Below are 25433 nucleotides of genomic sequence, written 5' to 3' on the forward strand. Positions count from 1 at the left end.
CTGGCAAGCGCCCTGACCTCCTGCGGCCGACCACCGCTGTGACGCACGCGCGGGATGTGATCGACTGTTCTCTGAGCCGATGCAATCCTACTGTGTCCGGGCGACAATTTCGCACCGGGACGGGCCTGTAGTCCTCGTAGCGGGCCGAACGGTGCGGGCCGAAGGTCCCCCCACGCGGGAGGGGTACTCCGGCCTGGTGGCGGGCGGCACAGGCAGTACAGCCTCCGATTCCGGCTTTTGGAGCTTCCGGGGGTCGCGCAAGGGGCCGTTCGTGCCGTATGTTCCCCGCCGCGGGGCGGGGCAGAAGTGAAAGATGAGGGGTGCGCGATGGGGCTGGACAACGTCGCCGTGCAGTGGCCGCGCACCGGCCGCTTCTATGATCCGGTGGCGCCGGCCGAGTTCGTCGACTTCGCCGACCTGGCGGAGAAGCTGCCACTGCACGCCGGGCCGGCATCGGCCCTGGCCGATCACGTGGCCAAGACGGGCACTGTGCGCGTGACCGGGTACACCGAGCTCGTCGACCTCCTCTTCGGACTCAACGGCGTGCTCTTCGCCACAGATGCGGCCGCCGAGGACGAGGATCCCGTCATCAGCCCGGACGACTGCGCGTGGATCGCCGGCGGGCTGGAGCGGTTCGTCAACGGCCACGCCGAATACGGCGACGAGATCACGTTCGAGACCGTGAGCTCGGTGCTGCGCAAGGCCCTCGAGGGCTCCCGCCTCGCCGAGCAGCAGCTGCGCTGGCTCCAGAGCCGGCTGGACGCGCTGCGGGACGACTCCGGCAACGCGCCGCAGTGGTCGTACTCCATCTCGGAGCTCGACGTGCTGGCCAAGTTCTACCGCCGCTGCGCCCACCGGGGCTTCGCGGTCTATGCCGACTTCTGAGCAGACCTGCTGAGGCTCAGCCGTAGGTGTCGCGGGGCCCGCGGCCCCGGATGCGACGCGGCCCGCTGCTCCACGACGGCGTGCTCGGCCCCTGGATGTGCAGACGCTTGACCACGTTGTGACCGACCTCACGCGCGATGCCGGCCAGAAGCTTGGCCGCGAGCATCTTCAGCTGGGTCGCCCACGCGGTCGACTCGGCCTCGATGGTCAGCTCGCCGTCCTCCAGCTTGAGCGGGCGGCTGTGCGCGGCGATGTCCTCGCCGACGACCTTGGCCCACTCGCCGAAGATCCGCGCCTCGCGGGTCGGCCGCGACCAGCCCCGCTGCTTGACCAGGCGCTCGAGCACCGAGCCGAAGGGCTGCGGGTCGCGGGGGTCCGGCCCCGGTCCCGTGTACCCCCGCCGGCGCGGCTGCCCGTCGAGCACGGACTTCCGGCGCGGCTGAGCACGGTGCTTGGCCAGCGCGGCCTCGACCGCCGCGCGCGCGAGCTCCGGCCCGGACTTCTCCGGATTCGCCTCAGACACGTCGAACCTCCCCGCCGCCGACCTCGAAGCGCATCCCGCGCAACGTCGACGGGACATCATCCTCCACCGCGCAGGTCACGATCACCTGGCTCGCCGAGCCGACGAGCGCGGCCAGCCGGTCGCGCCGGCCCGCGTCGAGCTCGGCGAACACGTCGTCGAGCACGAGCACCGGCTCGACGCCGTCGTCGCGCAGCAGCTCGTACGCGGCCAGGCGCAGCGCGAGCGCGTAGGACCACGACTCGCCGTGGCTGGCGTACCCCTTGGCCGGCAGCTCGCCGAGGGTCAGCGTCAGCTCGTCGCGGTGCGGCCCGACCAGCGTCACGCCCCGCTCGATCTCCGACGGTCGCGATTCCGACAGCGCGGCGAGCAGGGCCGCCTCGAGATCGTCGCCGAGGGCGCACGACGCGTTGTAGGCGATCCGCGCGTCGGAGCGGCTCGCGCTGACGGCGGAGTACGCCTTGGCCACGTGCGGGGCGAGCGCTTCGACGAGATCGAGCCGGGCGCGCACCAGCTGGGCGCCGTGGCGCGCCAGGTGTGTGTCCCACACGTCCAGGGTGGACAGGTCGCCGCCGCGGCTGCCGCCGGTCTTGCGCGCCAGGTAGGAGCTGCGCAGCAGGGCGTTGCGCTGCTTGAGCACCCGGTCGTAGTCGGACCGGACCCCGGCGAAGCGGGGCTGGCGGGCGACGAGCAGCTCATCGAGGTACCGTCGCCGCTCTGAAGGGTCTCCGCGAATCAGCGAGAGGTCCTCGGGCGCGAAGAGCACCAGGCGCAGGGCGCCGAGGATGTCGCGCGTGCGGGTCACGGGCGAGCGACCGAGGCGGGCCTTGTTGGCGCGGCCGGGCTCGATCGACAGCTCGATGAGCAGCTCGCGCTCGTCGTGCACGACGGCGCAGCGGACCACGGCGCGGGCCGCACCGAAGCGGACCAGCGGCGCGTCCGTGGCGACCCGGTGCGACTCCAGGGTCGCCACGTAGGCGAGGGCCTCGACGAGGTTGGTCTTGCCGACCCCGTTGGGGCCCACCAGCACGCACGGCCCGGGGCCCAGCTCGACGACGACCCGCTCGTAGCTGCGGAAGTCGACGAGCTCCAGGCCCCGGACGTACAAGTTCAGTCCTTCTTGACCGCGTGGCCGCCGAACTGGTTGCGCAGCGCGGCGACGGCCTTCATCGCCGGCGAGTCGTCCTGGCGCGAGGCGAAGCGGGCGAACAGCGACGCGGCGATGACGTTCATGGGCACGGCGAGGCGGATGGCCTCCTCGACGGTCCAGCGGCCCTCGCCCGTGTCGTCGGCGTAGCCCTTGATCCCGGCCAGGTCGGGGTCCTCGTCCAGGGCGCGGTCGAGCAGGTCGAGCAGCCAGGACTGCACGACGGAGCCGGCCCGCCAGCTCTTGATGACCTCGGGGATGTTGTCGACGTACTCCGACGCCTCGAGCAGCTCGTAGCCCTCGGCGAAGGCGTGCATCATGCCGTACTCGATGCCGTTGTGGACCATCTTCGCGTAGTGCCCGGCGCCGGGCCCGCCGGCGTGGGCGAAGCCGAACTCGCCGGCCGGCTTGAGGCCCTCGAAGATCGGCATGCAGTGATCCACGTACTGCTTCTCGCCGCCGACCATCAGCGCGTAGCCGTTGGTCCGGCCCCAGATCCCGCCGGAGACGCCCACGTCGAGGTAGCCGATGCCCTTGGCGCCGAGCCGCTCGGCCCGCGGCTTGTCGTTGCTGAAGCGCGAGTTGCCGCCGTCGATCACGATGTCGCCGGCCTGCAGCAGATCCGAGAGTTCCTCGATCGTCGGCTCCGTGAACTGCACCGGAACCATGATCCAGACGACGCGCGGGGCGGCAAGCTTCTCGACGAGCTCGTTGAGGTTCGCGACGTCGGTGACGTCAGGGTGATGGTCGAAGCCGATGACCTCATGCCCGGCGGCGCGCAGCCGCTCGCGCATGTTGAAGCCCATCCTGCCCAGGCCGATGAGACCGAGCTGCATTGTCGTGCCTCCGAATCAGCTGCCGATGCGAACCGGCATGATCAAGTACCAGTACCCAGGGACGATTTCTCCATCATCCTTGGCCGGGGACATGACCGCAGGCTTCTTCGGGTCAGTGAACGACAACACCGCGATCGGCGCGTCGAGCGCCTTGAGGCCGTCGAGCAGGTACTGGTGATTGAAGGCGATCGTCATCGGCTCGCCTTCGTACTGGCAGTCCATCGCCTCGCTGGCCTTCGCGTCCTCGCTGCCGCTGGCCTCCACGACGAGCCCGTCGGTGCTGAACGACAGCCGGACCGGCGTCTGGCGCTCCGCGACCAGGCCGACACGCCGGACCACCTCGTTGAGCGCCGCCACCGGGACCCGCGCCTGCGCGTTGTGGGTGTCGGGCAGCAGGGCCCGCACCTTGGGGAAGTCGCCGTCGAGCAGCCGGGACGTGGTGCGCCGGCTGCCGCCCGCGAAGCCGATCATGCCCTCGCCGACCTTGCCCCGCGACAGGGCGACCGACACCGATCCGCCGAGCGGGCCGAGGGTCTTCGCGGTGTCGTCGAGCGTGCGTGCGGGCACGAGCGCGGCGATGCTCATGTCGGGCTCGTCGGGGCGCCACTCGAGCTCGCGGACGGCCAGGCGGTACCGGTCGGTGGCCAGCAGCGTGAGCTTGCTGCCCTCGATCTCGATCCGCACGCCGGTCAGCATCGGCAGCGTGTCGTCCCTGCCGGCCGCGATCGCGACCTGCGACACGGCCCCGGCGAACACGGTGGCCTCGACGGTGCCCGCGGACTCGGGCATCTCCGGCAGCGTCGGGTAGTCCTCGACGGGCATGGTCGGTAGCGTGAACCGCGCGCTGCCGCACGTGATCTCGACGTGCGCGCCGACCGCCGCGAAGTCCACCGGCTTGGCCGGCAGGGCCTTGGTGATCTCGGCGAGCAGGCGGCCGGAGACGAGCGTCGCGCCGTCGGCGTCGGCCTGGACCTCGACGGTCACCTGGCTGGAAACCTCGTAATCGAAGCCGGACACCTGCAGGCGACCGTCAGCGACGCGCAGCAGAACGCCGGCGAGCACGGGCACCGAGGGGCGGCTGGGCAGGCTCTTGGCCGTCCAGGCGACGGCATCGGCGAGCGCGTCGCGCTCGACTCGGAACTTCATCGCGGTCCTCCCGCATCGTCATCGGTACTTCATGTTCGCCGCTGTTCGCGCGCCAGATGCCCTGGCCGCCGGGATTTCGCTCCGGGGCGTACGTGTGTGGGCCTCGATTGTCGCCGGTGCCGGGGTCGCTCATCGAACCTTAGGGCCTCCGGAGGGCGGTCGTGCACCGACCCCGCCGAACCCGGCGGCCCGACCCGATCCACACGCTGATGATTGTTTTTCTTCTCTTCTTAAAAGAAAAACTACTCGTAATCATAGGTGGTGTGGAAACTGTGGAAAACCCGCCTTTGCGCAGGTCAGAGGACTTATAGCACTGGGTATGAGCTGTGCATGAGCCGGTGGGCTCAGCCCTGTGGATTGTGGACGAACGAATATCCACAGGAGTTTTCCACCGGTTGTCCACCGGTAATCCCCAGGGTTTTCCCGTGGTTGTGGATATCGTATGGCCCGAACTCTGCTCACGTTCGGCCACCTGTCCACCACTCTTCGGATGCATCCACATGTCTTCCACACGTACTCCCCAGGAGTTATCCACAGCCTGTGGGCAACGCCTGTGTGCTTTCGGTAGTCACCCGGTTACTCACCCCCGGAATTTGGCACGAATGAAGTTATCCACAGGATTTCTGTGGACAGCGTGTGGAAGCTGGGGACAACCCGACCGACCCGGGGCCCTACGTGGCTGTGGATGACCAGCCAAAACCTGTGGGCGAGGTGTGGACAACGTAGGGCCACTTGGCGACTACCGCGAGGTCGGCCGGGCGCGAAGGGTGTGGACAACGACTTGTCCACACCCTGTGAAGAGGGCCGGTGGACGACCGGATCACTGTGGAAAAGCGGCTCAGGTCGTCTGCTTGATGCGGTTCGTCAGCTCGGCGATCTGGTTGTAGAGCGAGCGCCGCTCCGCCATCTGCTGCCGGATCTTGCGGTCGGCGTGCATGACGGTCGTGTGGTCGCGGCCGCCGAACGCCTGCCCGATGCGGGGCAGGGAGAGGTCGGTCAGCTCGCGGCAGAGGTACATCGCCACCTGGCGCGCGTTCACCAGGACCCGCGACCGGCTGTGCCCGCGCAGGTCCTCGAGGCTCACACCGAAGTAGTCCGCCGTCGACGCCATGATCTGGTCGGCGGTGATCTCCGGGCCGGAGCCGTCGGGGATGAAGTCGCGCAGGACCTCCTCGGCGAGGCTGAGCTCGACCGGTGACCGGGTCAGGTTGGCGAATGCGGTGACCCGGATCAGGGCGCCCTCGAGCTCGCGGATGGACGAGGCGATCCGCGACGCGATGAACTCCAGCACGTCCGGCGGCGCGAAGAGCCGCTCCTGGGCCGCCTTCTTCTGCAGGATCGCGATACGCGTCTCGAGGTCCGGCGGCTGGATGTCGGCGAGCAGGCCCCACTCGAACCGCGTGCGCAGCCGGTCCTCGAGCGTGGCCAGCTGGCGCGGGGAGCGGTCGGAGCTGATCACGATCTGCTTGTTGGCGTTGTGCAGGGTGTTGAACGTGTGGAAGAACTCCTCCTGGGTGCGCTCGCGGGTCTCCAGGAACTGGATGTCGTCGATCAGGAGGATGTCGACGTCGCGGTACCGCCGCTGAAACGCCTGCGTCTTGTCGTCCCGCAGGCTGTTGATGAAGTCGTTGGTGAACTCTTCCGTCGACACGTAGCGCACGAAGCGCGCGTTGCCGAGCATGGTGGCGTACTGCCCGATCGCGTGCAGCAGGTGCGTCTTGCCCAGCCCGGAGCCGCCGTAGATGAACAGCGGGTTGTAGGCCTTGGCCGGCGACTCGGCGACCGCGACCGACGCGGCGTGCGCGAAGCGGTTGGACGAGCCGATGACGAAGGTCTCGAAGGTGTACTTCGGGTTGAGCCGGTTTCCGGCGGAGTCCCCGGCCGGCGGGGCGTTGCGGCGGTCCTCGCGGCCGGTGCCCGGCGTCGACGGGCGCGGCGGGGGCAGTTCCTCCCGCGGGGGCTCGTGCGGCTCGTACTGCGACTCGTACTTCGACGACTCGTAGCGACCGAGTTCGGCCGCGGCCTCCACGGCGGTGCCGGAGTGCTCGTTGCGCCAGGAGTCCGCGGGCTTGACGTCGCCCGGGAGGTCGAACAGGCGGTCGTGCTCCGGCGGCGGTACCTGTGCGACGCCCCGGTGCTCAGCGACCCGCCGCTCGCCGATCGGGTTGACGCGGTGCTCGGGCATCCGCTCCGTCGGCTCGTCCCCGGAGATCGGGGCGCCCGGCAGCGGCTCGCGCAGCGACTGCGACGCGCCGTTGGACCAGTGCGACGCCGACGGGGCCGGCAGCGAGGGCGCGTCCTCGGGCGGCCGGACGGTCACGGCCACCTGGATGGCCCGGCCCAGCAGCCGCGAGAGCGCCTCCGTGATGACCGGGCGCAGCCGGCTCTCGATCATGTCGCGCGAGTACGGGTCCGGCACCGAGAGCAGCGCGGTGTCCTCGACGATCGCCCGCAGCCGCGTCATGCGTAGATACGCACGCTGCTGCGCCGAGTCGAGCCCGTCGGCGAGCTGGTTCGTCGCTGCGTTCCAGATCGCTGCGAGGTCGGTGTCCGTCACCGTTCGCGCACCCCCATCATCATTCGCGGCCCCCACCGCGAGTGGACGGTGCCCGGTTCTTCCCGCCGTCCCGGGTCATCATTGTCCACAGGTTTTCCACAACCTGTGTATCAACGAGTCATGTCCCGTGGACGGATCGTCCTGATTCCCTCTCGTCCCGTGCTGACCGTGCGGTGATCAGCGCTTACGCAGAGGTCATGCAGGTCGGGCGCGTGTCTGCCCCCCTCGCAGAACGCCCGTCGAATCCCGGAAAGTCCAGTTTGTCCCGTCGCCGGAGTCGCGGTGTCTACCGGCAACCGGGCACGTTAACAGCGTTGTCCACAACCACTCAACCTTTGTCCACAACGAGCCTGTGGATTTCGGCCTCTACCAGGCATTTCTTTGTTCACACCCCGGCTCGTAGCGTGATCGTTGACGGTCCGTGAGGCGGCGCGTACCCTGTTTCGGTTGGAGGACCGCTCCCTGGTAAACTCCAATCACTGATCGACATCCCGTGGGCGCCTCCTCCGCGTCCCGCCAGTCACGAAGACGGAGCCTCGACGTGAGCAAGCGCACCTTCCAGCCGAACAACCGCCGGCGCGCGAAGACCCACGGCTTCCGGCTGCGCATGCGCACCCGTGCCGGCCGCGCGATCCTGTCGGCGCGCCGCGCCAAGGGGCGCGACCGCCTCTCGGCTTAGTTGTCAGTTCGAAGCCGTTTCTTCGACCGGGCCTTCCGGGAGGCAGCGTGCTGGCGGCCGCTCAGCGACTGCGGCGGCGGGAAGACTTCGCCGCCACCATTCGCAACGGACGTCGCGCCGGCCGGGGGGCAGTGGTTGTGCATTTCCTGAACCCCGGGCCGCCGCGGCCCGGGGTTTCCGGCGTTTCGGATCCTTCTGACTTGTCGCCTTCGGCCGGGTTTGTGGTCTCCAAGGCGGTGGGCAACGCCGTCGTGCGCAACACGGTGAAGCGACGGCTGCGGCACCTCGTGCGCCCGCGCCTCGCCGACCTGCCCGCGGGCTCCGTGATCGTGGTGCGGGCGCTGCCCGAGGCGGCGACCCGGTCCTTCGACCTTCTGCAGCAAGACCTGGACTCGGCGCTGGAAGCCGCGCGCCGACCGAAGAGCCGAGGTGTCCGTCGATGAACGCCGGAGCCCGGATCGTGGCAGCTCCCATCGTCGCGTACCGTCGTTGGATAAGCCCGGCGTTGCCGGCGCGTTGTCGGTTCTACCCGTCGTGCAGCGCTTATGCCCTGGAGGCGGTCGGCACGCACGGCGCGGTGAAGGGAATCGGCCTCGCGATCTGGCGGCTGCTGCGCTGCCACCCATTCCACCCCGGTGGGTTCGACCCGGTGCCACCGCGCCGGGGACACTCGCCCGAGCCCGAGTCGACGTGACTGGAGCGGTGTCGTGATTAGCAAGCTGATGGCCGGGATCTACTGGCTGATCTCGAAGGTGATGCTGTTCTGGCACACCGTCTGGGATTCGATCCTGCCGGACCACCGGGTTCTGAGCACCAACTGGCAATGGGTCCTGGCGATCGTCTTCCTGGTGATCACCGTCCGCGTCGTGCTGTTCCCGATCTTCGTCAAGCAGATCAAGTCGCAGCGCGCGATGCAGGCGATCCAGCCGAAGATGAAGGAGCTGCAGGAGAAGCACAAGGGCGACCGGGAGACCCTCCAGAAGGAGGTCATGAAGCTCTACCAGGAGGAGAAGGTCAACCCGCTCATGGGCTGCCTTCCGATGTTCCTGCAGATCCCGGTCTTCATCGGCCTCCTGCACGTGCTGCGTCACCTCCGGCCGGGCATGTCCGACCACAGCATGGAGCTCTACGGCTGGACCAAGTCGGAGTTCCTCAGCGCCGTCGACGCCCGCCTCTTCGACGCCCCGATCGTCGCCAAGTTCAGCAGCAGCACGGCCGAGCTGCTGAAGATCGATGCGAGCTCGACCACGGTGAAGATCGTCGCCGCCATCCTGGTCGCGCTGATGATCACCACGACCTACCTGACGCAGCGTCAGATGATCAAGAAGACGGGCTGGAACACCGACCCGCAGCAGCGCATGATCCAGAAGTTCATGCTCTACGGCATCCCGTTCTTCACCCTGACGTCCGGCTGGTACTTCCCGATCGGTGTCATCATCTACTGGGTCACGAACAACGCCATCACGCTGGCCCAGCAGTACTGGGTGCTGCACAAGTACCCGCCGCCGGCGAGCGCGTCGACCAACAACACGCCGTTCAAGGGCGGCGCCAAGAAGGCCGCCGACGCCAAGCAGCCGAGCGGGTTCGGCGCGCTGTTCGCCAAGGCCCGCGAGGACGCCGCGGCGCAGCAGCGGACCAACGGCAAGGGCGCCGCGAAGGCGACCGGCGCCAAGGCCAACGGCACGGCCCCCGAGGCCACCGGGCCGTCCCGGGCTCCGAAGCCCGGCGCCAAGCCGATCAACCCGAAGAAGGGTGGCGCCGCGAAGCGGCAGTCGGGTTGATGCGACCCCGCTGGGCCACCCCTCAACGAGCCCAGCGCGGGGCGCTCCCTGCAAGCAACCCACCCCTCACCGACGACCTGTGACGGCGCCTCGGCGCCCCAAACAAGCGGAGATGAGTTTCGTGACCGACACCACCAGTGATCTCGGCGCCGAGGACCTGGACGAGCAGACGGCTGCCGCGTCCACCGAGTCCGAGACCGAAGGCGACGAGGAGTCCTCGGCCTCGGCCAACGGCTCGGGCCGCTCGAGCGCGGACCTGTTCCGCGAGAGCGAGATCGCGGCCGACTACGTCGAGGGCCTGCTCGACATCCTCGACTACGACGGCGACATCGACGAGCTCGTCGTGAGCGGCCGGCCGGTCGTCGAGGTCGTCGAGGGCGGGGACGGCTCGGGCAAGCGGCTGCAGGCTCTTGTGGGCCAGCGGGGCGCGACCCTCGAGGCGCTGCAGGAGCTGAGCCGGTTGGCCGTGTTCCGGCAGACGGGTTCGCCGAGCCGGCTGCTGCTCGACGTGGGCGGGTACCGGGCGCTGCGGCGCAAGGAGCTCGGGGCGATCGCGAAGAACGCGGCCGAGAAGGTGAAGGAGTACGGCGAGGCTGTGCGGCTGGAGCCGATGAGCGCGTTCGAGCGCAAGTGCGTGCACGACGTGATCAACGCCCTGCCCGGGGTGGAGAGCGAGTCGGAGGGCGTGGAGCCGTCCCGTCGGATCGTGGTTCGCCCGACCGCTTGATTTTCTGCTCTTCCTGAACCGCCCCGGCATTGGTCCGGGGCGGTTCTCTTTTTGCCCTCGGCCTCTTGCCCTCGGCCTCTTGCCCTCGGCCCCTTGCCCTCGGCCCCTTGCCCTCGGCCTTTCTGGCCCGCGGTCCAGCTTGACCGCTCCTGTTCTGCTCTCGCCCGCGTTCCCCGCTTGGCCGCTCCCCCTTCGCCACGGGCATACTGGTTGTTGACGCGACTGGCGGCATCGAGGATGGGCAACCATCGGGAAGCCTCGTCGTGGGAGTCGACCGCCTGGGCTCTCACGTGTGACGAGGAGTCGTATGCGCAACTCACCCGCTTCCGCTTCCGATCTCGGCGGCGCCATTCCCTCAGCCGGTTCCGCCCCCTCGGCTTCCGGTTCCTCTTCCGCGCCTGGTTCGACCGCGGCGCCTGGTTCGACCGCGGCGCCTGGTTCCGCTGCCGGTGCCGGTCCCACGGTGGCGCCTGGTTCCGCGCCCGTGTCCGGCTCCGCTCGCCTGCTGCCCGGTGCCCCGGTGGCGGAGAGCATCCTCGCGGACGTCGCCACGCGGGTCGGGGCCCTCCGTGCGCGAGGCATCACCCCGTCCCTGGCCACGATCCTGGTGGGCGACGACGACGCCAGCGCCGGGTACATCCGGATCAAGCAACGCCAGGCCGCCGAGCTCGGCTTCGACTCCCCGCACCGCCACCTCCCGGCGGACGCGACGCAGGCCGACCTCCACGCCGCGATCGACGAGTTCAACGCTGCCCCGGACGTGCACGCGCTCCTGATCCAGTACCCGACGCCGAAGCACCTCGACTACGACGCCGCCCTCATGCGAGTCGACCCGGACAAGGACGTCGACGGGATGCACCCGCTGAACCTGGGTCGCCTGGCGGCCGGCATCCCGGGTCCGCTCCCCTGCACCCCGGCCGGCATCGAGGCACTGCTGGCCCACTACGAGATCCCCGTCAGCGGCCGCGAGGTCGTGATCCTCGGCCGCGGCGCGACGCTCGGCCGTCCCTTGGCGATGCTGCTGGCCCAGAAGCGGCCCACGGCGAACGCCGCCGTGACCGTCGTGCACACCGGGGTGCCGGACTGGCCCCGGTACACGCTGCGCGCCGACATCCTCATCGCCGCCGCCGGCGTCCCGGGCATCATCCAGCCGGAGCACGTGAAGCCGGGCGCGGTCGTGATCGGCGGCGGCGTACGGTACTCCGGCCGCCGCCTCCTCCCCGACGTAGACGAGTCCTGCGAAACGGTGGCGGGCGCCATCACCCCGCGCGTGGGCGGCGTAGGCCCGACGACGGTGGCCATGCTCTTCCGCAACGCCATCGAGGCCGCCGAGCGCCGTTTCACGTGAAACGGGGCCGGAGGGGCGGGGCGCGTTTGCCGCTCCTCCGGCGCTGCTCGTTCTCGATAGGCATCATCGCCGACTTCGTCTACCACCGGCCCGGCTGCCCGCCGATCGAGGGCGCCGAGGCGTTCGGCGAGGTCGAGGGTGGCGATGACGCGGCTGCACTCGGGTTCGGCACCGGCGTCCCGTCCGTGCCGCGTGCCGCGTGCCGTCGGTGTTGTCGAGAAGTATTGAGACTCTCCGAGGTCCGTGGCGATGCCGAGATCCCTAGTCCGTGTTCGGGGTCTCCTGGGGTTGGACCCGCCCGGTGGCTTCGATCACCGAGGGGCAACTCGCGGCCGCGGTTTTTCGCCCGTCTACGAGAGTCTTGTGTCTGCTCGTGAGTCCGTGGCCGTTCGTCCCGTCCGCCGAGCTCGCCCGCCCATACTCAATGCGGCCCGGCGGCGGGGTGGGTGGCAACGACGTGCACGGGTCGCTCCGCAGGCGAGGGATGTAGGAGTCGATCGACTGCCAAGCGTTCGAGCGGCGCCGAGGAGAGCTGGCCGCCGGCTCTGTCGGGATTAAGGGCATGAGGTCGTGTCGGGCGGTCTTCGGCATTAGTCGCGAACTGATGGCTTCCCCGCTCGTCCGAACTCGCGCCAGCACTGTGCCATGGGGTGAGGGCAGTGGCTCCGCAGACGACTCCCCGCCCAGCCAACTGTCGCGCCTCGCGTGGCCGACTTGCTCAACATCTCTGCGTGCTAGTCCAACTGGCCCGGTGCGTTCGTTCCCCCCAGCGCCGTCCCGAGGGCCGCCCGCTCCGGCTGCCGTTCACGTGTTGCCCCGCTTCGAGTCGGCCGGTCGCACCCGAGCGCGGCCCGCCCGTCGCGCTCGGAGGGCGCCGGTCCTGTCCGCCTGGGCCGTCGGCGCGTCGAGGGCTCTCAGTCCGGGACACCGCGCTGGACCTCAACCGACTGCCGACTCGACACGGACACGCCCTCCCGCAGGACCCAGGACAGCCACGCGCTTCCGTCGCATCCCGCATGCGCGATGCACGCCTTTTCCCCCGTGCACGCGGCTGGAGTGCCCCCAACCTCCACGCCGGCCCGAGCGCCCGATCGGCTCCGCCGCCGCGCTTGCCTCCCCGCCGTTTCGCCGCCTCGCGTCGCGACCGCACCACTCGCGCCGCCAAGCACTCCGCACCCGATCGCGGGGACCGAAGCCAGGCGGCCCAACCCCGGCCGAGACCGAGCCATTTCTCCGCCCTCGAGTAGCGCCGGCCCTGTCAGCCCCACCGGTCCCGCAGCCACCACCCACCCAAGAACCACTGCGGCCACCGACCACGTTTCACGTGAAACACGCCCGCCGGGTGCTCCCCGCGTCCGGGGGCCGCGAGCCGACCATGGTTTGCTTGACCTCATGGACGGTGCAGTGCCCAGCGAGATTCTCCCCGTGGCCGAGAAGGTCTTCGGGGATCGGCTCCCCGCCGCGACCCGCTTCGCGGAGTTGCTCGTTACCGATGGAGTTGTGCGTGGGCTCATTGGGCCTCGCGAAGCGCCCCGCATCTGGGAGCGGCACCTCCTGAACTGTGCCGTGGTCGCGGACCTCATTCCGTCGGGTGCCTCCGTAGTCGACGTCGGGTCAGGAGCCGGTCTCCCCGGTATGGTGCTGGCAGTGGCTCGTCCCGACCTGTCCGTCACCCTGGTCGAGCCGCTCGCACGACGTACCGCATTCCTTTCCGAAGCGGTGACGGCCCTCGGCCTCGAGCGGACCACCGTGGTCCGCGCCCGGGCCGAGGAGTGCGTCGGCAAGCTCGCGCTCGCCGACGTCGTCACCGCCCGAGCCGTCGCTCCGCTCGACCGGCTCGCCGGCTGGTGTCTCCCCCTCACCGCCATCGGCGGCCATCTGCTCGCGATGAAGGGCGCCTCCGCGGCGGCCGAGGTCGCCGAGCACGCGGAGGTCCTGACGAAGCTCGGGGCGGGTACGGCCTCGGTGCGCACGTGCGGGGACGCCATCCTCGCCGAGCCCACCACCGTGGTCGACATCGTGCGGGAGCGAGAAGGCGTGCGCGTCCGCAAGGCCGGGGCCGCGCGCGAGCGGGAAGCCGCGCGGACCCGAGACGCGGGAGACGTGCGGCAGCGGGAAGGCGCGCGTCCCCGGAAGTCCGGAGGGCGTCGCGGCCGATAACCGGGGGCGTGTTCCGCGACCCCCGGGCAACGGGGAACGGGGACCACGCATGGCGGACGGCAGGGCGGTCGGCATCGGATGGCCGATGTCGCCGATACAGCGACTCGGCGGCCTGCTCCGGCGAGTTGACGGATTTCTGGTCTTTTGGCGGCCGAGTTGGGGTGAGAAGGCCAACGACGCGCCGGTGAGTCATGGCTCCGCCCGGCGAAGCGCCGTAGGCTGGCCCCGCGCCACTCTTCTGTCCGACGGAACGGCACCCGATGGGGCCGGCCTGGACGGAACGGATCCGGACGGCGAGCGCCCCGCGGGGGCGGACGACTCCGGAGCCGGTACCGCCGGGACGACCCCCAGGGCGGCGGACTCCGGCCCGCGGGCGGCTCCCGGCGAACCCTCCATCGATGCGACCGACGGACTCGACACCGTCGACCACACGGCGGATGTTCCCGAGGACCACGGGCCGGCGGACGAGGCGGCCGAGGGTGCACACCTTTCCGAGCGGGACGGGACTGACATGGTGCGCGACAGCGATGATGGTCCGGGCTACGGCGATGCAGACGGTCATGTTTCACGTGAAACGGGGATAGAGGGCTGGGGTGTACGCCCGAGTGGCCGACCGGTGCCACAGCCCCGAGCAGAGCACGGCGACTCCTCGCGCCCGGTCGAGCCGGTGCGATTCGAGGCCCCCGGAGCGCCCTCCGCGACTCCGGGGCCGGTCTCGCCAAACGTGCCTCATGCGGTACCGCCGCGAAATCCCGTGTCCGCTCCGCCGCACGGCTCGCCGACGCGCTCGGATGCGGAGTCGACACGCGGGGGCACGGTGGAGTTTCAGGTAGCGGGCCCGAACGAGCGCGGCGCAACCGGTACCCTTTACGGCCGGGGAGTATCGCCAACAGTCGACGCTTCTCAGGCCGAGGTGCGGCCCGAACGACGGAACCCACCATCCCCCCGGCCTCACCCGTCCGTCGTCACCGCGGATACCGAGGGCGCCATGACTGACGCGTATGTTTCACGTGAAACCGAAGACCCCCCGCTCGCACAGGAGGCAAAGCGCGCCGTGGAGATTCTCAACCCGAGCGGGGAGATCACCATGCCCCGCCCACCACGGCGCCGCACGATGTGTGTAGCCAATCAGAAGGGCGGCGTCGGGAAGACGACCACCGCAGTGAACATCGCCGTAGCCCTCGCGCTCCACGGCAACCGCGTGCTGGTGATCGACCTCGACCCCCAGGGCAACGCCTCGACCGGACTCAACGTGCCCCACCACTCGGGCGTGCCGGACGTGTACGACTGCCTCATCGACGGTGCCCCGCTGGACGCGGTGACCCAGCAGGTCGAGGGCATCCCGAACCTCTGGGCGGTACCGGCGACGATCGACCTCGCCGGGGCGGAGATCGAGCTCGTCTCGGTCGTCGCCCGCGAGTCGCGACTCAAGCGCGCCATCGAGGCCGGCGGCGACAACTACGACTACATCTTCATCGACTGCCCGCCGTCCCTCGGCCTCCTCACGGTCAACGCGCTCGTCGCGGCCGAGGAGGTCCTGATCCCGATCCAGTGCGAGTACTACGCGCTGGAGGGCGTGCAGGCGCTCACGAACAACATCGAGCTCGTCCGGTCGCACCTCAACCCGAACCTCGACATCACGACCGTGCTCCTGACGATGTACGACCGGCGCACGCGCCTGGCCGACCTCGTCGAGCAGGACGTGCGGAACCACTTCGGCGAGAAGTGCCTGAACGCGGTGATCCCCCGCAACGTGCGGGTATCGGAGGCGCCGAGCTACAGCCAGTCGGTCATGACGTACGACCCCGGCTCGCGGGGTGCGGTCAGCTATTTCGAGGCGGCGCAGGAAATCGCGCTGCGCGGTGCGCAGGGCGCACAGGTGGGAGGGGTCGCATGAAGTCCAACCGACGTGGGGGTCTCGGGCGAGGGCTCGGCGCTCTCATCCCAACCGCCGCCGCGCCGGCCGAGGGTGCGACCGGCACGGCGACCGCGCTCGCCACTCCCCCGAACGTCACGAACGGCGCCCCGGCGGAGACCCCGGCGGTTCCGGCTCCCGCTCCGGCGGCCGACGCGCTCGCCCCGGTGCCGGGCGCCCGGTTCGCCGAGATCCCGGTCGGCGCCATCACGCCGAACCCGAAGCAGCCGCGGCAGGTGTTCGACGACGAGGCGATCGAGGAGCTGAAGACCTCGATCCAGGAGGTCGGCTTCCTCCAGCCCATCGTCGTGCGCGAGCTGCGCGAGACCGAGGGTGAGCAGCAGTATGAACTCGTCATGGGTGAGCGCCGCTGGCGGGCCGCCCAGGCGCTGGGCAAGGAGGCCATCCCGGCGATCGTCCGCGAGACGCGCGACGACGCGATGCTGCGGGACGCGCTCCTGGAGAACATCCACCGGGCGAACCTGAACCCGCTCGAAGAGGCGGCCGCGTACCAGCAGCTGCTCGAGGAGTTCGGCGCGACGCACGAGGAACTCGCCAAGCGCATCGGCCGGAGCCGACCGCAGATCTCGAACACGATCCGCCTCCTGAACCTGCCGGCCCCGGTCCAGCGCCGCGTCGCGGCGGGCGTCCTCTCCGCCGGGCACGCGCGTGCGTTGCTCGGCCTCGAGGACTCGGCCGAGCAAGAGTCGCTGGCGACGCGGATCGTCGCGGAGGGTCTGTCGGTGCGCGCCACCGAGGAGCTCGTCCAGCTCGCCGTGGCGGAGGGCGCGCCGAAGAAGTCGGCCCCGGCCCAGCGCCGCGCCAAGCCGCACGCGCCGGCGCTGTCCGATCTGGCCGACCGCCTCTCGGACCGCTTCGACACGCGGGTGAAGGTCGACATCGGCCGCCGCAAGGGGCGCATCACGATCGAGTTCGCGACGGTCGACGACCTGGAGCGGATCGTGGGGATCATCGGCGTGCCGGAGGAGCAATCGGCGACACAGCAGGAGCAGTAGCGCCTCAGCGCAGAGCGAGGGCCGATCCCGTACCCATCGGGATCGGCCCTCGTGCTTTTCCAAAGATCCATGACTCGGGTCCGCGTCACTATCTGACCGTTGCTCCCGCCAGACAAATGGGCGGTCCCGAGGGCCTTCGGCCGGAGGGGCCCGCCCAGCCAGGTCCGCGGTGCCAAGAGCAGGAACCGACCCCAGCGGGGGCCGAAAAGTGCCGTTCCGGAGGCCCGGAGGCCGAAAAGTCGGCGGGAAGAAATCTTGAGAGAACGGCTCTGAGCGAATCTTGTCCACAGGGGTTATCCACAGGCTCACCCGTTTCACGTGAAACCGAGCGCTGAATGCGTCGCGGCCCTGTGGATGAACATCGCCACACGTAGGACGACCTCGATCGCGTCATCCACAGCACAGTCCACCGACCCTGTGGATAACTCGCCCACTGTCCACAGGGTACGGACACCGGGCCCCGGGTCGGCTAGGGTCGGCTTCGTGCCCGAGTCGCCGCAGCAACCGCAAGAGCTCCCCGCCTTCACCTACTGGCCCACCTTCCCGTTCGAGGGCGACATCCGCGTCAAACGCCTCCTCGACCCGGTGCCGATCGAGCCCCCGCGCCACGGCGACAACCCCGCCGAGTGCCGGGCCTGCGCGGCGCCGGACGACGCATACATCTGGGTGAGCGACCGCTGGCGCGTCCGCGCGCTCGATCGCCCGACGGGCCTGCCGGCCGTGCTGATCCTCGAGTCCCGGTCGCACCTCGACCTGGGCGACCTGCCGAACATGCTCGCGGCCGAGCTCGGCGTGATGACCGTCCGCCTTGAGCGCGCGATCCGCTCGCTGGACGACGTGGCCCGGGTTCACGTGAACCGCTGGGGCGACGGCGCGGCGCACCTGCATGTGTGGTTCCTCGCCCGGCCCTATGGGCGGCTCCAGCTCCAGGGCACCTTCCTCGCGCTGTGGGACGACATCCTGCCCCCGATCCCGGAGGAGCGCTGGCGCGAGAACCTGGCGATGGTCGCCGCGTGGCTGGCCGAGTTCGGCGGGCGCCCGCTGGCCGAGCCGCCGCGCATCAACTGGACCGCCCCGACGAGCCTGGCCGAGCGCGAGGCCCAGGCCCAGTCCGACGACGCCCTGGAGCCGGCAGCCGCCGCGGCCGAGAACGGCGACGTCGTGGTGCCGGAGCCGGCCGCGGGCAACGGCGACGCACCGGACGACCCGGCCTCGCAACAGCCTTCGACCCCGACCCGCTGACCGAGGTCCTGCGGGCACGGGCAGCAGCACCCGCGACACGGGCACGCGGCCACGCTCGGTAGCCGTCCGGTCATTGCGATCCACCCGAACGGTCGCCGGGGGGAGCGGGGATAAGGAACTGTCCGCGGATGGGTCCCACGGCGTGTCACGAGTGCGTACGATCAGGACGAGCTAATCCCGGGTGCGGTGGAGATGGGCCAATGTCGCGACGTCTCGTCAGTCTGACGCTGGACACCCTCGAGGATCTTCCTCGATCGTGCCGTGACTGCGTGTTCTGGGAGCTCGATCCCGTCTCAGCCGATCGGGCGTGTGCCAACGGCGACCCGGGCCTCGAGAAGGAGGCCTGGGTCTCGCAGACGCTGCTCGAGTGGGGCTCGTGCGGCAAGCTCGTGTACGTCGACGGAATGCCGGCCGGATTCGTGATGTTCGCGCCGCCCGCGTACGTGCCGCGGAGCATGGCCTTCCCGACGTCTCCGGTCTCGCCCGACGCCGTGCTGCTCATGACCGCGCACGTCGTGCAGCCGTTCGCCGACGGCGGGCTCGGCCGCATGCTCGTCCAGGGCGTCGCGCGCGACCTGACCAAGCGCGGCGTGAAGGCGATCGAGGCGTTCGGCGACGCGAAGTTCGGCGAGGTCGACGAGGCCGGGCGCAATGAGCGCGGCTGCCTGGCGCCGGCGGACTTCTTCCTGTCGATCGGCTTCAAGACCGTACGACCGCATCCGCGCTATCCCCGTCTGCGTCTCGAGCTGCGAACCGCGCTGTCGTGGAAGTCGGACGTCGAATACGCCCTGGAGAAGCTGCTCGGCTCGATGAGCCCGGAGTCGCTGCTCCGCCCGGTGCTCCCCGTTCGCCCGGCGACTCGAGAGATGACTTCCGGCTGAGCCGATCGACTCCGTAAAGGCTCCCAAATCCGGGCAAATCCGCGCGCTGCTTGCTGCCCGACCGACGGCCACGCAAGCCGGCGCTGCGCAGCCGCCGGCGGAGGCGGTCGTGTTGGCCGGCCGGGTTTGTCCGTTCCGGCAGAGCGACTTCAGGCCCGTGCCCGCAGCGGAGGTCGCGGCGCCGACCGAGCGCCGCAGTGCCGACTGAGGTCGAGCTGCGTTCGGCGTGAAGCTGCGACCGGCGTGAGTGAAGCCGCGTTCGGCGTGGGTGCAGCCGCGTTCGGCAAGCGCCGACGGCCTGATGCCGCACAGCCCCGGGCCAGATGTCGGACGGGCGCTACGCGGTCGGAGCGGTCGAGCCGGTCAAGGCCCGAAGCAGACTCACGTCGATCGAGCCGGTCGGGACGTCCGCCTCGACGGGGAGGTACATCCGCTGGACCGCGGCCATGATGGCCTCCACGACGCGGTCGCGGAAGGCGGGGTCGATCAGCTGCCGCCGGTCCCCCGGCGACGTCAGGTAGCCCACGTCGACCCGGACGGCGGGCATCTTGGTGAGCCGGAGCAGCTCCCAGGTCTTCGGGTGGGTGTGGCAGTCGCGCAGCCCGGTGCGGACCACGATCTCGCGCTGCACGAGGCCGGCCAGCCGCTCTCCCACGACGGAGGTGGGGCCGGAGACGGAACCGTAGTGGTAGGTGGCGACGCCGTCGGCGATGGGCGTGCCGTGGCCGTCGAGGTGGATCGAGATAAGGAGGTCGGCGCCGAGCTCGTTTGCGAGGGCCACCCGGTCACGGTCGCTCAGAGCGTTCGTGGGCTGCGGACCCCTGGTGAGGTTCACCCGCATCCCCGCGGCCGCCAGACGGCCCTCCAGGCGGGCCGCAAGGTCATACACGAGGTCCGCCTCCACCCACCGCAGCGGCCCGTCCGGCACCACGTGTCCGGTGTCGGGGCCGCCGTGGCCGGGGTCGATCACGATGCGCTTGCCGAGCAGCGTCGGGCCGGAGGCGCGGAAGGCCTCGGCCTCGCGCAGGAGCTGGGGCCGGCCGCCGATGACCTTGCGGCCGAGCCGGCGCAGGGCGCCGATCGTGGCCGGGCCGCACTCGCCGTCGGGGCGCAGGCCGACCTCGCGCTGGAACTGGGCCACGGCGTGCGCGGTGCGGCTGCCGTAGATGCTGTCGGCGCGGCCGGGGTTGTACCCCATCTCGAGCAGCCGCTCCTGGAGCTGGCGGACGTCGTCGCCGACGTAGGGGTCACCGACGGTGTGGAACAGGGCGCGCTGGCCGAGCCGCCAGCGGGCCGCGTCCAGGGCGCGCCAGGTCTCGTCGCCCACCTCACCGTCGACGGTGAGGCCCCGGCTCTGCTGGAAGGCGCGCACGGCCCGCTCGACGTCGGCGTCGTACTCGGGATCGCCCCACGACGGATCCGACGGCAGGAGATCCTCCAGCAGCTCCAGCACGACCAGAATGCCGCGGATCTCGGCAACCGCCGCTCCCCGCGCCCCGCGCCGGATAGCCCGCATGTGGTCCTCCTGAAGTGCCTGTGCCCCGCGTCGGAATCGTACGTGCCCGCCTGAGCGCGCCGTTATGGGGCGATTCACCCATGCCGAGCCGCGTCCGCGAGGCAGCGTACTCCCACCGCCTCGTCGGCGCGCCCTACCGAGCACCGCACCACGGAGAAAAAGCGCCGCGGCGAGCGCAGCGTTACACCGGAACCGAAATGCCCCGCCTCCGCGACGGCGGAGACGGGGCATCGGAGGCTGGGATCAGGCCGGGTCGAGCGCCGACTCGATCAGCCGGACCAGCGCGCTCTTCGGGTTGGCGCCCACGACCGAGCGGAACGGCTCGCCGTCCTTGAACACGGTCAGGGTGGGCACCGAGAGGACCTGGTAGGCCCGCGCGGTCTCCGGGTTGCTGTCGATGTCGACCTTCACGATCTTGACCTTGTCGGCGAGCTCACCGGCGGCGATCTCGTTCAGCATGGTTTCGATCTTGCGGCACGGCTGGCACCATTCCGCCCAGAAGTCCACCAGAACCGGAATATCCGATTTGAGGACGTCGACCTCGAAGGTCTTGTCGCTGACGGGCTGGATGGCTCCCATGCGCTCTCCTTCTCTCCAAGCTCTCTTGCTCTACAGGGCCGCGATGAACCGCTCGGCGTCAAGGGCCGCGGCGCAGCCGGTGCCCGAGGCGGTGATGGCCTGCCGGTAGGTGTGGTCGACGACGTCGCCGGCGGCGAACACGCCCTCGATGTTGGTGCGGGTGCTCGGCGCGGCCACCTTCACGTAGCCCTCGTCGTCGAGCTCGACCTGGCCGCGGAACAGCTCGCTGCGCGGGTCGTGACCGATCGCAACGAACACGCCGGCCACCGGCAGGTCCTGCTCGTCGCCGCTCTCGGTGTTCTTGACGCGCACGGCGCCGACGCGGCCGCCGGCGTCGACGACCTCCGTCACGACGCTGTTCCAGAGAACCTCGATCTTCTCGTTGGCCAGGGCGCGCTCGGCCATGATCTTGCTGGCGCGGAACGAGTCGCGGCGGTGGATGATCGTGACCTTGGTGGCAAAGCGGGTGAGGAAGGTCGCCTCCTCCATCGCCGAGTCGCCGCCGCCCACGACGACGATGTTCTCGTTGCGGAAGAAGAAGCCGTCACAGGTGGCACAGGACGACACGCCTCGGCCGAGCAGCTCCTGCTCGCCCGGCACGCCCAGCGGGCGCCAGGCGGAGCCGGTGGCCAGGATGACGGCCTTGCCGCGGTATTCCGTCTCGCCGATCCACACGCTCTTCACCGGGCCGTCGAGCGCGACCCGGGTCGCGTCGTCGGTGATGAACTCGGCCCCGAAGCGCTCGGCCTGCTTGCGCATGTTGTCCATGAGCTCGGGCCCGTTGATGCCGTCCGGGAAGCCGGGGAAGTTCTCCACCTCAGTGGTGGTCACCAGCGCGCCACCGGAAGTAACGCCCTCGATCACCAGCGGCTTGAGATTGGCCCGGGCCGCATAGACGGCAGCCGTGTACCCGGCGGGACCGGACCCCACGATGATCAGGTTGCGGACCTCGTCCACGGTCGACTCCTCGAATTCAGCCTGTGCCAGCAAAACGTCATCCTACGAACCGGCCATTCCCGGTGGACGGTGACTCGTGTGCCACATCACCACTACGGGGCGGTGGTCCGGTACCGTTCGTCGGCGATCGCCCCGCCGAGGCCGCAGTCCGGCCCGACGACGATCACGAGACGCTTGCCCACCGCGGTCCGCGAACCGTCGACGACCACGACCAGCGCCGGCTGTCCCTCGAACGCGGCGTAGTCGACCAGCGCCACCTGACCACCGTATTCCCTCGTGATGGCGGTGAGGCACGCGGCCCGCGCGGCCGGCTCGGCGAGGCGCGCGAGGGGGCTCGGCACGGCCGCCGGGGCCTTGGCGCTGTTGTCGAACGCGCTCGGCCCGCCGTTGCCCTGCATGTCGTTGCGGGACTGCGTCTTCGGCACCGTTTCGGTGACGCCGCCGACCGTGCCCCGGGCGTAGTCGCGGCCGCTGGAGATGATCGGCGAGTCTCCCGCGAACGGCAGGAACCCCGACGACCCGGGGCCGGAGTCGCCCTGGGCGCCGGTGGCGGAGCCGCGCTCGGGCCCGCCCGCGGCAATGTTGGGCACGGCGGACGAGGGCCGGTCGGACTTGGTGGCTCCGGACTCGCGCAGCACCTGCGCGCCCACGCCGCCGCACACGAGCACCGCGGCGGCCGCGGTGAGCCCCGCGGTCCAGCGCATCCGGCGCCGCCTGCGCGCTTCGCGCGCACGGTTCAGGTCGACCACGGGGGCGTCCGCCGGGGGCGCGGTGACGGCCGAGGCCAGGGCCGCGTCGAGGCGTTGTTGCACATCCAGCGGTACCGGTGCCGCCTCCGCCCCCAGCGCGTGCAGCTCGTCACGCATGACCGCGTCGGCCGACACGAGCATCGCGTAGGCCTCGGCCCAGCTCTCCTCGGTGCTGACCAGGTGGCGCACGTCGTCCGCGGCCGGGGTGCCGTCCAGCGCCCCGCCGACGAAATCGGCGAGCCGGTCGAGGTCGGCTTCGGTGAAGGCCGTCACGCGCCACCCTCCTTTCCGGACGCGGATGGGACGTCTGACGCGAGCCCGGTGGGGCGGTTGTCGGTCGTCGGCCCGGCTCGGTCGTCGGCCCGGGCGTCGTGCGGGACGCCGGACCGGCCGCCGTGCAGGGCGTCGGTCGGTGCGGCGGCTCGGGCGTTCGCGGCAGCGTCGGCCCGGGCCGCCTCAGATGGGACGCGGCCACCGTCGACGGGGTTCCGCAGGTGACCGAGGAGCAGCGCGAGCCGGGCCCGGCCGCGTGCGCACCTGCTCTTGATGGTGCCCTCCGCGACGCCGAGCATCGCGGCGGCCTCGGCGACGGGATAGCCCTGCACGTCCACGAGCACGAGCGCGGCCCGCTGCTCCACGGGCAGTTGTTGCAGCGCATGGCGCACGTCCATGGCCGTGTCGCGGTCGCTCGCCGGGGCCGGTGTGATGTCCGTCTCGGGCAGTGGAACCGTCGGGCGGGCCTGGCGCCGGCGCACCCGGTCGAGGCACGCGTTCACCACGATCCGGTGCAGCCAGGTGGTGACGGCCGAGTCGCCGCGGAAGTTGCCGGCCGCGCGGAACGCCGAGAGCAGCGCGTCCTGGAGCGCGTCGGCGGCCTCCTCGCGGTCGCCCAGCGTGCGCAGCGCGACCGCCCAGAGACGGTCGCGATGGCGCTGGACGAGCTCGCTGAAGGCGTTGGGGTCGCCGCCGGAGTGGGCACGCAGCAGCCACGCGTCGTCGCGCGTGTCCCGCGCGCCCGGCTCCGCAGCTTCCACGGGTCGCACCCTATCGATCGCGGCCGGTCCGTGGGGTCACTGCACCCGGACGGTTATCTCTCCGATAGCCACGCGGTATCCGCTGTTGCTCTCCTTGGGCAGCTTGGTGATCCACACGAGCAGGTAGCGCGTCTTCTGCTCCGGCCCGTTGAAGATCGTCGTGCTGCCCATGTTCTGCCGCGGCGTGCCGGCCACGGTGGCGTACTGCTGCACCGTCGCCTGGTCCTGGGACTGGCCGCTGCCGAGGTCCTGGCTGCCGGACCGCAGCTCGCCGTCCGCGCCCGGGGTCTGGAAGTCGACCTGCACGGAGACGACCTGCTTCTCCTCGCCGAGGTCGAGCCACACGCCCATGCCGCTCTTCTTGCCGCCGAAGTCGGCCTTCGGGTAGCGCTCGGTCTTCCACACCGTGTTCGCGTCGCCGTCGACGGTCTTGTCGGCGTCCTTGACCTCGGAGCGGGTGCCCTGCGGGTCGACGATGCGGACCTTGGAGGGATCGATCTTGAGCACGACCGGCTGCCCGGCCGGCTTGGCCTGCTGCGACGCGGTCGTGCCGATCGGCGCGTTCCCCGGCGACGGAGTCTCCGGCGTGGCCGGGTCGCCCAGCACGCGGGCCGCGGCCAGCGTGCCGGCCAGGGCGAGCACGAGCAGACCGACGACGCCCACGGCGAGCTTGCGCCCGGCGGGCTTCGGCGGGGCGGTGGACTGCGCGGCGGAGTCGAACGCGGCGAAGTCGACGCGCCCGCCCTCCTCGGCCACCTCGTCCTCCTCGAGGCTGCCGAACGAGGCGAGCTCGCCGGCGAGCGACTCGGCCGAGGGCAGCGGGAGGTCGGGGTTGAGCAGGTCGGCGACGAGCGAGTCGAGGGCGGCGGGCACGCCGGCGCGCACCTGGCGCGGGGTCTGCAGCGCACCGCCCGCGTCGCGGACGCCGTCGGGCACCGAGTAGGTGCCGGCCTCGGCGTGCGGCCAGTAGCCGGTCAGGGCGCAGTACAGCACGGCGCCGATCGAGCGGATGTCCGTCTCCGGCGTGGCGCTGTCGTCGGCGCGCGCGTCCGTGAGCACCACCCGGCCATCGTGCGCGACGAGCACCGTGCCGGGGTGCACGTTCCCGTGCGCCATGCCGGTGCCGTGCAGCGCCGCGACGGCGTCGGTGACGGCCCACGCGATCGCGATCGAGCGCCCGGCGTCGAGCGGGCCCTGCGCCACGATGTCGCGCAGCGCGATGCCGTCGACCCACTCGCGCACCACGTAGGCGCGCTCGCCCTCGTCGATCGCGTCGTAGACGCCGACGAGGTGGGGGTGGACGATGCGGCTCATGGCGACCGCCGCGGCCAGCATCTCCTTGGCGCTCTCCCCGCCGGGGTAGCGCGTGACCACCGCTACCGGGCGACGCAGGATGACGTCGATGCCGCGATAGAGCTGGCGGCCCAGCGAGTCGTTGCCGATGTGCTCTTCGAGCTGGTAGCGCTCGGCAAGGATTTCACCGACGGATGGGGTGCCGAAGGTCAGAACCTGGGGAGCGCCCCCAGCCTCCAGCCCTTCGTCGAGCTCAGCCACCCGTCCTCCCTTCCGATCCGTGTGCCGACCTGTGGCGTATGTCGTAACGCGAGTCGCAGTCACTAAGCCTAAGCGCTTCGGCAGGGCGCCGGGGTTGACCTTACCTGTCGGCTCTTAGGTCTCCGACACGTCATCATCTCCGGACCACCCCGTGTGAGGCCAATTGATCACCCATGTCAGGACACGGCGGTCATTTCCCCTTCA

21 protein-coding genes, 2 pseudogenes and 1 riboswitch are annotated in these 25433 nt (G+C 70.6%); of the genes and pseudogenes, 12 read left to right on the forward strand and 11 right to left on the reverse strand.

Annotation, left to right across the window (positions count from 1 at the left end; all coding sequences use genetic code 11):
- The first annotated feature begins 327 nt into the window (after positions 1 to 327).
- Complete coding sequence (locus AC6JBM_RS43875) at positions 328 to 885, forward strand: hypothetical protein (protein WP_350622600.1); 558 nt, start codon at positions 328 to 330, stop codon at positions 883 to 885.
- A gap of 16 nt (positions 886 to 901) precedes the next feature.
- Here the strand turns inward: AC6JBM_RS43875 and AC6JBM_RS43880 are convergent, their stop codons facing one another.
- The 5 genes from AC6JBM_RS43880 to dnaA all read right to left on the reverse strand — a co-directional run bounded on the left by AC6JBM_RS43880 (position 902) and on the right by dnaA (position 7091).
- Positions 902 to 1465 carry a DciA family protein gene (locus tag AC6JBM_RS43880; RefSeq protein ID WP_497979634.1) on the reverse strand — a complete coding sequence of 188 codons (564 nt, stop codon included), beginning with the start codon at positions 1463 to 1465 and terminating at the stop codon, positions 902 to 904.
- Positions 1401 to 2513 (reverse strand): DNA replication/repair protein RecF, encoded by a 1113-nt coding sequence (gene recF / locus AC6JBM_RS43885; RefSeq protein ID WP_350622596.1) that lies wholly within the window; start codon positions 2511 to 2513, stop codon positions 1401 to 1403. Before recF ends, AC6JBM_RS43880 begins: the two co-directional genes overlap by 65 nt.
- A 2-nt stretch (positions 2514 to 2515) precedes the next feature.
- Positions 2516 to 3388 (reverse strand): phosphogluconate dehydrogenase (NAD(+)-dependent, decarboxylating), encoded by an 873-nt coding sequence (gnd, locus tag AC6JBM_RS43890; RefSeq protein WP_497979635.1) that lies wholly within the window; start codon positions 3386 to 3388, stop codon positions 2516 to 2518.
- A 15-nt stretch (positions 3389 to 3403) separates the two neighbouring features.
- A complete protein-coding gene (gene dnaN, locus AC6JBM_RS43895) occupies positions 3404 to 4534 on the reverse strand; it encodes a DNA polymerase III subunit beta (protein WP_497979636.1) in 1131 nt (376 codons plus the stop codon).
- A gap of 838 nt (positions 4535 to 5372) precedes the next feature.
- Positions 5373 to 7091, reverse strand: a complete 1719-nt coding sequence (gene dnaA / locus AC6JBM_RS43900; RefSeq protein ID WP_497979637.1) for a chromosomal replication initiator protein DnaA — start codon at positions 7089 to 7091, stop codon at positions 5373 to 5375.
- A gap of 541 nt (positions 7092 to 7632) precedes the next feature.
- Here dnaA and rpmH point away from each other — a divergent pair.
- The 11 genes and pseudogenes from rpmH (at position 7633) to AC6JBM_RS43955 (ending at position 18840) form a co-directional block, all read left to right on the forward strand.
- Positions 7633 to 7770 carry a 50S ribosomal protein L34 gene (gene rpmH / locus AC6JBM_RS43905; protein WP_033360019.1) on the forward strand — a complete coding sequence of 46 codons (138 nt, stop codon included), beginning with the start codon at positions 7633 to 7635 and terminating at the stop codon, positions 7768 to 7770.
- A 47-nt stretch (positions 7771 to 7817) separates the two neighbouring features.
- Positions 7818 to 8213 (forward strand): ribonuclease P protein component, encoded by a 396-nt coding sequence (rnpA, locus tag AC6JBM_RS43910; protein ID WP_497979638.1) that lies wholly within the window; start codon positions 7818 to 7820, stop codon positions 8211 to 8213.
- Positions 8210 to 8481 (forward strand): annotated as a pseudogene (gene yidD, locus AC6JBM_RS43915) (membrane protein insertion efficiency factor YidD). Before rnpA ends, yidD begins: the two are co-directional and overlap by 4 nt.
- An 11-nt stretch (positions 8482 to 8492) precedes the next feature.
- Entirely contained in the window at positions 8493 to 9551 is a 1059-nt protein-coding gene (gene yidC / locus AC6JBM_RS43920) for a membrane protein insertase YidC (RefSeq protein ID WP_497986675.1), read from the forward strand.
- A 112-nt stretch (positions 9552 to 9663) separates the two neighbouring features.
- Positions 9664 to 10278 carry a Jag family protein gene (locus AC6JBM_RS43925; protein WP_350622585.1) on the forward strand — a complete coding sequence of 205 codons (615 nt, stop codon included), beginning with the start codon at positions 9664 to 9666 and terminating at the stop codon, positions 10276 to 10278.
- Positions 10279 to 10486: 208 nt separating this feature from the next.
- A riboswitch (ZMP/ZTP riboswitch) is annotated at positions 10487 to 10569 on the forward strand.
- A gap of 193 nt (positions 10570 to 10762) precedes the next feature.
- Positions 10763 to 11626, forward strand: coding sequence for a bifunctional 5,10-methylenetetrahydrofolate dehydrogenase/5,10-methenyltetrahydrofolate cyclohydrolase (locus AC6JBM_RS43930; RefSeq protein ID WP_497979639.1), 864 nt, complete (start codon positions 10763 to 10765; stop codon positions 11624 to 11626).
- Positions 11627 to 13018: 1392 nt separating this feature from the next.
- A complete protein-coding gene (gene rsmG, locus AC6JBM_RS43935) occupies positions 13019 to 13786 on the forward strand; it encodes a 16S rRNA (guanine(527)-N(7))-methyltransferase RsmG (protein ID WP_497979640.1) in 768 nt (255 codons plus the stop codon).
- Positions 13787 to 14297: 511 nt separating this feature from the next.
- Positions 14298 to 15683, forward strand: a complete 1386-nt coding sequence (locus AC6JBM_RS43940; protein ID WP_497986676.1) for a ParA family protein — start codon at positions 14298 to 14300, stop codon at positions 15681 to 15683.
- Positions 15680 to 16717 carry a ParB/RepB/Spo0J family partition protein gene (locus AC6JBM_RS43945; RefSeq protein WP_497979641.1) on the forward strand — a complete coding sequence of 346 codons (1038 nt, stop codon included), beginning with the start codon at positions 15680 to 15682 and terminating at the stop codon, positions 16715 to 16717. The genes AC6JBM_RS43940 and AC6JBM_RS43945 overlap by 4 nt, the downstream gene beginning before the upstream one ends.
- A 354-nt stretch (positions 16718 to 17071) precedes the next feature.
- On the forward strand, positions 17072 to 17959 hold the full coding sequence (locus tag AC6JBM_RS43950; RefSeq protein ID WP_497986677.1) for a hypothetical protein: 888 nt from the start codon (positions 17072 to 17074) through the stop codon (positions 17957 to 17959).
- A 200-nt stretch (positions 17960 to 18159) separates the two neighbouring features.
- Positions 18160 to 18840 carry a GNAT family N-acetyltransferase gene (locus tag AC6JBM_RS43955; RefSeq protein WP_350622577.1) on the forward strand — a complete coding sequence of 227 codons (681 nt, stop codon included), beginning with the start codon at positions 18160 to 18162 and terminating at the stop codon, positions 18838 to 18840.
- Between the two features lie 337 nt (positions 18841 to 19177).
- Here the strand turns inward: AC6JBM_RS43955 and AC6JBM_RS43960 are convergent, their stop codons facing one another.
- The 6 genes and pseudogenes from AC6JBM_RS43960 to AC6JBM_RS43985 form a co-directional block, all read right to left on the reverse strand.
- Positions 19178 to 20356, reverse strand: coding sequence for an N-acetylmuramoyl-L-alanine amidase (locus AC6JBM_RS43960; RefSeq protein WP_497979642.1), 1179 nt, complete (start codon positions 20354 to 20356; stop codon positions 19178 to 19180).
- Between the two features lie 243 nt (positions 20357 to 20599).
- Complete coding sequence (gene trxA, locus AC6JBM_RS43965; protein ID WP_350622573.1) at positions 20600 to 20935, reverse strand: thioredoxin; 336 nt, start codon at positions 20933 to 20935, stop codon at positions 20600 to 20602.
- Positions 20936 to 20965: 30 nt separating this feature from the next.
- Complete coding sequence (gene trxB / locus AC6JBM_RS43970; RefSeq protein ID WP_350622722.1) at positions 20966 to 21892, reverse strand: thioredoxin-disulfide reductase; 927 nt, start codon at positions 21890 to 21892, stop codon at positions 20966 to 20968.
- 92 nt (positions 21893 to 21984) lie between these two features.
- On the reverse strand, positions 21985 to 22914 hold the full coding sequence (locus AC6JBM_RS43975) for an RsmA family anti-sigma factor (protein WP_497979643.1): 930 nt from the start codon (positions 22912 to 22914) through the stop codon (positions 21985 to 21987).
- Positions 22915 to 23087: 173 nt separating this feature from the next.
- Positions 23088 to 23684, reverse strand: a pseudogene (sigM, locus tag AC6JBM_RS43980) (RNA polymerase sigma factor SigM); the annotation flags it as partial.
- A 27-nt stretch (positions 23685 to 23711) separates the two neighbouring features.
- Complete coding sequence (locus tag AC6JBM_RS43985) at positions 23712 to 25229, reverse strand: protein kinase family protein (RefSeq protein ID WP_497979644.1); 1518 nt, start codon at positions 25227 to 25229, stop codon at positions 23712 to 23714.
- Positions 25230 to 25433 lie beyond the last annotated feature (204 nt).

The organism is Dactylosporangium thailandense, assembly GCF_059739745.1.